At 73.3% G+C, this 7,997-nt stretch carries 7 protein-coding genes and 2 pseudogenes; all 9 read right to left on the minus strand.

From position 1 onward, the window contains the following. Positions 1-534 (minus strand): annotated as a pseudogene (locus ACTHMS_RS01925) (hypothetical protein); the annotation flags it as partial. 182 nt (positions 535-716) lie between these two features. Continuing rightward, entirely contained in the window at positions 717-1,496 is a 780-nt protein-coding gene (locus ACTHMS_RS01930) for a TIGR03936 family radical SAM-associated protein (protein WP_440304991.1), read from the minus strand. Between the two features lie 25 nt (positions 1,497-1,521). Then, a complete protein-coding gene (locus ACTHMS_RS01935) occupies positions 1,522-2,553 on the minus strand; it encodes an aldo/keto reductase (RefSeq protein ID WP_440304992.1) in 1,032 nt (343 codons plus the stop codon). A gap of 30 nt (positions 2,554-2,583) precedes the next feature. After that, positions 2,584-3,600, minus strand: coding sequence for a hypothetical protein (locus ACTHMS_RS01940; protein ID WP_440304993.1), 1,017 nt, complete (start codon positions 3,598-3,600; stop codon positions 2,584-2,586). Further along, on the minus strand, positions 3,585-4,217 hold the full coding sequence (locus ACTHMS_RS01945; RefSeq protein WP_440304994.1) for a hypothetical protein: 633 nt from the start codon (positions 4,215-4,217) through the stop codon (positions 3,585-3,587). Before ACTHMS_RS01945 ends, ACTHMS_RS01940 begins: the two co-directional genes overlap by 16 nt. A 126-nt stretch (positions 4,218-4,343) precedes the next feature. Further along, entirely contained in the window at positions 4,344-6,254 is a 1,911-nt protein-coding gene (locus ACTHMS_RS01950) for a TIGR03960 family B12-binding radical SAM protein (RefSeq protein ID WP_440304995.1), read from the minus strand. Positions 6,255-6,275: 21 nt separating this feature from the next. Continuing rightward, positions 6,276-6,602: a hypothetical protein gene (locus ACTHMS_RS01955; RefSeq protein ID WP_440304996.1), complete on the minus strand. Its 327-nt coding sequence runs from the start codon at positions 6,600-6,602 to the stop codon at positions 6,276-6,278. Positions 6,603-6,620: 18 nt separating this feature from the next. Further along, complete coding sequence (locus tag ACTHMS_RS01960) at positions 6,621-7,076, minus strand: hypothetical protein (RefSeq protein ID WP_440304997.1); 456 nt, start codon at positions 7,074-7,076, stop codon at positions 6,621-6,623. Further along, a pseudogene (locus ACTHMS_RS01965) lies at positions 7,073-7,997 on the minus strand (hypothetical protein); the annotation flags it as partial. The pseudogene ACTHMS_RS01965 and the gene ACTHMS_RS01960, both read right to left, overlap by 4 nt.

Consider the following 7,997-nt stretch of genomic DNA (forward strand, 5'->3'; position numbering starts at 1 on the left):
ACCGGCCGGGGCCGTCGCCTTCCGGGCCCGCTTCCGCGGGGCCTTCTTCGCCGGGACGGCCGGCGCCTCGGCGGTGGCGGCCTCGTCGGCGGGCGGCACGAGCTCGGCGGCGGCCTCGACCGCAGCAGCCGCCTCGGCCGCCTCGGCCTCGGCCGCAGCTGCCTCGGCGGCGCGGGCGGCGGCGGTCTTGCGCGGCGCCCGCTTGCGGGCCGCCTTCTTCGCCGGGGCCGCGGCCTCGGCGGCGGCTGCGTCAGCCGCGGCGTCGGCGGCCTCGGGCGAGACGACGACGGGCACGTCGGCCGCGTCGGACGGCGCCACGGCCGGCAGCGGCACGTCCGCGGGGACGACCGCCTCGACCGGCGCCTCGGCCGGCGGGGCCGCCTTCTTCGCGGCCGCCTTGCGCGGCGCCCGCTTGCGCGGCGCCTTGGCCGGCGCCGCTGTCTCCGCCGCGGCCGTCTGGCCCGCGTCCTGCAGCGTGCCGGTGTCCGGCGTGCTGTCGGTGGTGGTGTCGGTGCTGTCGGTGGGTTCGAGCATGTGCTCGGGTCACTCCGTTCGGCCCCCGGGGGCGTCCAGGTCGAACGCCACCGCACAGGGGCGGTTGTGGCGAGCGGCCGATCCGGCGGGAGGGTCCCGCGGGGCGGACCGACCGTCCGCGAAGTCTTCATCGGGACCGCTGGGTGCGGCCCGGTTGCACTGCTGTCGAGCGATCAGGCTTGCTACGCCGACGGGGCCGTGTGACCGGCGGATCGGTCGGCGGCCAGCGGGTCACCGACAACCACCACCGGGCCGGTGTCGTCGAGCGGACCCTGCGCCACGCGCACCGCCAGGGGCGGCGCCGCGGGGGCGAGACCGGCGACCGAACGCAGCGCGGCGAGAACGTCGTCGGGTCGGACGGTAGGGGTCACCTGCCGCACGACCACGTCCAGTATCGCACGCGCCACACCCGGGCCGTGATCAGCAGCGCCGCTGACCCCGGCGGAGATCACCGCGGCACGCACGTCGATCGTCCGCAGACCGGTCTTGAGCATGCGCTCGATGGGCACCTCGGCCCGCGCCAGGAAGTCGTCGACGGCCTCCTGCAGCGTCTCGACGGACACCCCGGGCAGCTCGATGCGCCAGTGCGAGGCCTCCATCCGGTCGGCCAGCGACCCGGGGCCGGCCGGCACGACCTCGACGATGTCGATCCCATCGGGCAGCGCGGCGTCCAGCGCCGCCCGCAGCGCCTCGGGCGAGCGCTGCTCGGTCAGGCCGATCTCGAGGTACTCGGCCTCGCTGGCGACACCCGTCGGCGACGCGCCGACGTAGCTGATCTTCGGGTGGGGTGTGAACCCCGCCGAGTAGGCCATCGGGACGTCGGCGCGGCGCAGCGCACGCTCGAACGCGCGGGCGAAGTCGCGGTGGGACGTGAACCGCAGCCGTCCGCGCTTGGCGTAGCGCACCCGCAGCCGCTGCACCGTGGGCGCCGGCGGCGGGCCCTCGGGAACACGGCGTGCCATGCCGGTCAGTCTGCCAGCCGGGCCATCACCACCCGTCGGCGAGCGTGCGGCTGCGCTGGTCGAGGCCCAGCTCGCCGTACGGGTAGTCGCCGACCGGCGGCGCGCTGACCTCGTCCAGCCGGGCGGTCTCGTCGGCCGTGAGGTGCAGGTCGGCGGCCCGCAGGTTCGTCTCAAGCTGCTCGAGGGTGCGCGCGCCGAGGATCGTCGAGGTCACGCCCGGCCGGTCGGTGACCCACGCCAGCGCGATCTCGGCCATCGACACGCCCCGCGCCTCGGCGATGTCCTGCACCGCGGCGATGACGTCCCACGTGCGGTCGGTGGCACGGCGGTCCCACGCCTCCATGCCGCGGCCCGGGTCCTCGCCGAGTCGCGTCGCGCCCGTCGGCCGCTGGTCGCGCCGGTACTTGCCCGAGAGGTAGCCGCCGCCCAAGGGGCTCCACGGCAGCAGGCCCAGCCCCGCGTCCAGCGACGCCGGCACGATCTCCCACTCGATCTCGCGCACGAGCAGGCTGTACTGCGGCTGCAGCGTCACCGGCGGTGCCGCGCCGAGCGCACGGGCGACGTGCACCAGCTTGGTGAGCTGCCAGCCGGTGAAGTTCGACAGGCCGTAGTAGCGGATCTTCCCGGCCCGGACGAACCCGTCGAGCGTGCGCACCGTCTCGTCGATCGGCGTGCAGGGGTCGAACGCGTGCACCTGGTAGAGGTCGACCGCGTCCACGCCGAGGCGTCGCAGCGACGCGTCCAGGGCGCGGGTGAGGTGCCGCGCCGACAGCCCGGTGCTGTTCGGCGAGGTGCCGGTCGGGAAGCGTCCCTTCGTCGCCAGCACCACCGCCTCGGTGACGTCGGCCGGACGCGAGGCGAACCAGCGGCCGATGATCTCCTCCGACACGCCGGCCGAGTACACGTCGGCGGTGTCGACGAACGTGCCCCCCGCCTCGACGAAGCGGTCGAGCTGGGCGTGGGCGACGTCCTCGGCGCTCTCGGCGCCGAAGGTCATCGTGCCGAGGCAGAGGGACGAGACGGCGCAGCCGCTGCGTCCGAGGGTGCGGTACTCCATGCCATGGAACCTACGCAGCGGGCGCCCCGGCTAATCGGTGACGAGCTCCTGCACGTCGTAGACCGGCAGCTGCAGCTGCGAGTACTTGACGAACTGCGCGAGCACGTGGGTGCCGGCGCGGTCGGCGTAGTACACGGTCCAGTGCACCGACGCCCGGAACGGATAGACCTTGCCCGGCTGGCCGGCCGACGACTGCGGATAGCTCCACCAGCAGGCGTCCGGCGCGGTGTCGGGGGTGTCGTCGGCCTGCACGTCGGCGGTGAGGCGGCACTGCTTCCGCGGTGCGACGCCGGCACCGTTCGGCTCGATGTACTGGTCGTCGAGCACGGCCCAGACCCGCACGCCCCCGATCTGGCGCACCGGGGTGTCGAGCAGCCGGTTGGTGTCGACGAAGGCGGTCGGCTGGTCGGTGCGCACCTTCGGCGAGGGCCGCTCGGCGATCACGACGCCCGGGATCTCGGCGCCCGCGGTGATCACGTGGCTGACGACGTCGTGCTGGTGGGCGGTGAGCCACTGCACGCACTTCCCGACCTGGTCGGTCGTGAACGGGCGCGGGCACCGCGCCGCCGGGTCGGGGATCTCGATGACGCTCTGCGAGAGGTTGAGGTCCGGCTGGTAGAACAGCGACCGGTTCACGTCGAGCCCGGTGATGCACGAGTGCAGGTAGTAGGTGACGCCGTCGACCTTCTCGTAGCCGTAGATGTGCTGCAGGTCGCTGTCGCTGATGGGGTCGTCCCAGCACGTCGGCACCGGGTCGCCGTGCAGGAGATCCTTCACCGTGGTGATGTCGCCCTCGCCGCCGCCGATGCACGACAGGCCGATGTCGGTGGGCGTCGCGTACACCGAGCAGTTCTGCGTCGTGGTCTGCGCGTTGCCGCCGGACGATCCGCCCGACTGGTCCGACGGCGGCGGGGTGGGGTTGCCGCCGCCGCCCGGCGGCTGGTGACCGAACGCCCACGCGGACGGTGCCGCCGCGAGGAGCACGACGGCGACCAGCGCGAGGACGGTTGCCGCACGGGCCCGCCAGGACGTCAGGACTGAGACCATGTCGGCTCCTGGATCGTCACGCCGGCGCACGAGAACGACGCGCCTTCGAAGGTGTTGACCAGCCACACCCCGCCCTGGCGCACGACCGTCGCGTCGATCGCCTGGACGGCGCGCTTGGTGACCGGCTTGCCGGTCTTCGGGCTGACCGCGAAGCCCTGCGCCACGATGCACAGCCGCACCTCGCGCTCGGTGCCCGACCGCACCTGCACCCGGACGGGGGTGAAGGGCAGCGGCCCCGGATAGCGCAGGCCACGCTCGTCGCCCGTGAACAACTTCGCGTCCGGACGCAGGGTGGGGGTCATCGTCGCGTCGAAGGCGGGCGTCGTGACCTTGCCGGCGGTGATGGCCCGCGCCCCCTCGGCACCGAACAGCCGCAGCGCCCGGACGGCCGGGTCCGCCTCGAACGGCGAGAGCGGCGGCGGCGCGGCGCTCGTGGCGCTGCTGCTCGACGGCGCGGGCGTGGTCGACGTCGGGGCGGCGGACGAGGTCGCCGAGGTCGCGGGCGTCGACGACGGGGCATCGGCCTTCGGCGAGCCGGACGACGTGCAGCCGGCGCTCAGCGCGGCCGCGAGCAGCACCGACGACACCGTCGCCGCGGCGCTCACCGTTCGTGGCATGCCGACGTCCCCCAACGCTGTCTCCGGGTGCACTCGGGCTTGATTAAACCCGACATTCCGCCCGGACGCGCGCCGGGGCGGTCGACGACCCTCCGCGGGGCTCGCGGACGGGGCGGAACGGCCGGGTCAGCGCGGCAGGACGGGCAGCAGCGAGCGCCCGGTCGGGCCGATCTGGATGTCCGTGCCCATGTTCGAGCAGACGCCGCAGTCGAAGCACGGCGTCCAGCGGCAGTCGTCCTGCTCGAACTCCCCCAGCGCGTCCTGCCAGTCGTCCCAGAGCCACTGCTTGTCGAGGCCCGAGTCGAGGTGGTCCCAGGGCAGCACCTCGTCGCCGTCGCGCTCGCGGGTCGTGTACCAGTGCACGTCGACGCCGGTCTGCTCGGCGGCGGTCATCCAGCGCTGGAACGAGAAGTGCTCCGACCAGCCGTCGAAGCGGCCGCCGTCACGCCAGACCGCCTCGATGACGGCACCGACGCGGCGGTCGCCGCGGCTGAGCAGTCCCTCGACCAGCGACGGCTCGCCGTCGTGGTAGCGCATGCCGATGTTGCGGCCCAGCGAGCGGTCGGCGTTGATCGCAGCGCGCAGCTTGGCAAGGCGGCTGTCGATCGTGGCGGGATCGCTCATCGCCGCCCACTGGAACGGGGTGTGCGGCTTCGGCACGAACCCGCCGATCGAGACGGTGCAGCGGATGTCCTTCGTGCCCGACGCCGCGCGGCCGGCCCGGATGACGTCGTGCGCCATCTCGGCGATCTCGAGCACGTCCTCGTCGGTCTCGGTCGGCAGACCGCACATGAAGTACAGCTTCACCTGCCGCCAGCCCTGCCCGTACGCGGCGGTGACGGTGCGGATCAGGTCGTCCTTGCTGACCATCTTGTTGATGACGCGGCGCAGCCGCTCCGACCCGCCCTCGGGCGCGAACGTGAGCCCCGAGCGGCGCCCGTTGCGGGAGAACTCGTTGGCCAGGTCGATGTTGAACGCGTCGACGCGCGTCGACGGCAGCGAGAGGCTGACCTTGTCCTCGGCGTAGCGGTCGGCGAGCTGCTTGGCCATCTCGCCGATCTCGCTATGGTCGGCGCTGGACAGCGACAGCAGGCCGACCTCCTCGAACCCCGTCGCGCGCAGGCCCGCGTCGACCATCGCGCCGACGGTCTCGATGCTGCGCTCGCGCACAGGACGGGTGATCATCCCGGCCTGGCAGAACCGGCAGCCGCGCGTGCAGCCACGGAAGATCTCGACGGACATGCGCTCGTGCACCGACTCGGCCAGCGGCACCAGCGGTGTCTTCGGGTACGGCCACTCGTCGAGGTTCATGACGGTGTGCTTGCTGACCCGCTCCGGCACGCCGGGACGGTTGGGCACGACGGCCTCGATCCGACCGTCGGGCAGGTACGTGACGTCGTAGAAGCGCGGCACGTAGACCCCGCCGGTGGCGGCCAGGCGCAGCAGCAGCTCGTCACGGCCACCCGGACGTCCCGCGCGCTTCCAGTCGCGCACCACATCGGTGATCGCGCCGACGGCCTGCTCGCCGTCGCCGAGCACGGCGGCGTCGACGAAGTCGGCGATCGGCTCGGGGTTGAACGCGGCGTGCCCACCGGCCACCACGACCGGATGCGTCTCGTCGCGGTCGGCAGCATGCAGAGGCACCCCGGACAGATCGAGGGCGGTGAGCAGGTTGGTGTAGCCGAGCTCGGTGGAGAACGACACACCCAGCAGGTCGAACGCGGCCACGGGACGGTGCGCGTCGACCGTGAACTGGCCGACCCCGTGCTCGCGCATCAGCGCCTCGAGGTCGGGCCACACCGAGTAGGTGCGCTCGGCCAGCGCGTCCTCGCGCTCGTTGAGCACCTCGTACAGGATCTGCACGCCCTGGTTGGGCAGGCCGACCTCGTACGCGTCGGGGTACATCAGGGCCCAGTGGACCTCTGCGGCGTCCCAGTCCTTGATGCGGGCGTTCAGCTCACCGCCGACGTACTGGATGGGCTTGCTGACCTTGGGCAGCAAGGCTTCCAGGGCGGGGAACAGCGACTCGACAGGCACAACAGGTCAGTGTACGGAGCGTCACCGCATGGTCCAGCCGTCGAGCGCGTCGAGGGGCCGGCCCGCGGCCACCAGCTGGTTGGTTGCGTCGTCGTCGGCGCGCAGGTACGCCGCGTAGGCCTCGTACAGATCGCTGAGGTTCTTGCGCAGCATGCGTCGCACCGACCCGATCGCCTCGGACAGCCCGGCGGAGTTGCGCGTCGCGATGTGCATCGAGGTGCGCACCGCCGACTCGACGCCGTCGATGCGCCTGGTCCCGCTGTGGCCCGCGAGCGTGGCCAGCAGGTGCTCCTCGGCACGCGTCGCCCGCTCGTCCACCCGTGCGGCGAGCCGGAGCGTCGCGAGCACCAAGGGTGGCGCGATGCCTCAGACCGCGCCGCCGGCCTGCGCGATGTTCAGCGCCGCGTCCTCGTCGGTGCCCACGTAGCTCTGCCGCGCCGCCTGCACCGCGGCGACGTCGTGCGAGAGAGCCTCGTGGAACGTCTGCAGCGTGCGCATGAGCCGGTCCGACTTGCGTCCCGCGGTCTCCACCGCGCGCGCCACGCCACCGATCTGCGGGCCGAGCACGAGCACCTGGTCGGGCCGGCTCAACGCCGCCTCGTTGCTCGCGACGGTCTGCTGGATCTGCGCGAGGAAATCCTGCAGGTTCGCGATGTACCGGTCCAGCTCGGCCGGCGATACCTGCACGTCGCCCGCGCCGCCGGCCACCGCGGTCGAGTCGAGGGTGTCGGTGTAGTGCGGCGCGGGTGGGTGGGTGGTCGGCCCGACCCACACGACCTGACCGACCGCCTCGCCGACGAATTCGGCCTTGTCCTGCGTCATGCGTCGTCCTCCCCGCCGATGACCGAGGGCACGGCCTTGTCGATGCCGACGCCCCACGGGTCGTCGGGCTCCTCCAGGTAGTCGGGGCGACGCTTCTCCTCCTCGTCGCCACCGCCGCGACGTGACCCGCCGCCCGGGCCGTACATGCCGCCGCGCGCGCCCTCGCCGGCCGCTGCGCCGGGGCGGAATCCCGTGCGGGCCTCCTCGGCGAGCGCATTCGCTCCGAGCCCGCCGCGGGCGCCCTCACCACCGGGGCCGCCGGCCAGACCGCCCTCCAGACCTCCGGCCAGGCCGTCCGTGAGGCCCGACAGCCCGCCGCCGGAACCGCCCAGACCCGAGCCGCCCAGACCCGACCCGCCCAGGCCGGAACCGAGGCCGGAACCCGAGCCGGAGCCACCCAGCGGGCCGCCGCCGGTGCCGCCGATCAGGCCGGCGCTCGTCGTGGCACCGCCGGTGTCCGAGCCGACCAGATCATTCGACTTCCTGATTGTCGGCGGTGGCGTGACGGTGGTGGTCGGGTCGACCGTGACCGGGTTCGGGTGCACGGTGTCGGGCGGCACCGAGGTCGGCGGCGGCGACACCACCGGGTGCGTGCGCGGTGGCGGGGTCGTCGTCGTTCCGCGGCTGCTCATGCGCGGCCAGCTCGTGCGCTTGAGCATCGCGTCGTACTCGTCGCCCTTGGCGTCGAGCAGCTGGGCCTGCCGCACCGCCTCCTGCCGGTTCTGCTCGTGCTGCTGCATGCGCTGGTGGTGGTCGACCGTCGCCGCGGCCGGATTGCCCCCGGCCTGCGCCAACGAGGCGTGGTAGGACGTGTCGACCTGCTTGATGTCCTGCATCTGGCTGTGATGGTTGCGCGTCGCGTGGGCGAGCTCGCGGGTGGCCGTCGCCGACTGGTACGACGCGTCGTGGGCCGAGCGCGAG

Origin of the sequence: Jatrophihabitans sp., from assembly GCF_051960575.1 — a bacterium.
Lineage (GTDB): Bacteria > Actinomycetota > Actinomycetes > Mycobacteriales > Jatrophihabitantaceae > JBQCEE01.

What these genes read in the sequence shown, in the direction of transcription:
- ACTHMS_RS01935 (WP_440304992.1), bottom strand. Translation starts at nt 2,553, where the DNA reads ATGGAGTACCGCACCCTCGGACGCAGCGGCTGCGCCGTCTCGTCCCTC.
- ACTHMS_RS01945 (WP_440304994.1), bottom strand. Translation starts at nt 4,217, where the DNA reads ATGCCACGAACGGTGAGCGCCGCGGCGACGGTGTCGTCGGTGCTGCTC.
- ACTHMS_RS01960 (WP_440304997.1), bottom strand. Translation starts at nt 7,076, where the DNA reads ATGACGCAGGACAAGGCCGAATTCGTCGGCGAGGCGGTCGGTCAGGTC.
- ACTHMS_RS01930 (WP_440304991.1), bottom strand. Translation starts at nt 1,496, where the DNA reads ATGGCACGCCGTGTTCCCGAGGGCCCGCCGCCGGCGCCCACGGTGCAG.
- ACTHMS_RS01940 (WP_440304993.1), bottom strand. Translation starts at nt 3,600, where the DNA reads ATGGTCTCAGTCCTGACGTCCTGGCGGGCCCGTGCGGCAACCGTCCTC.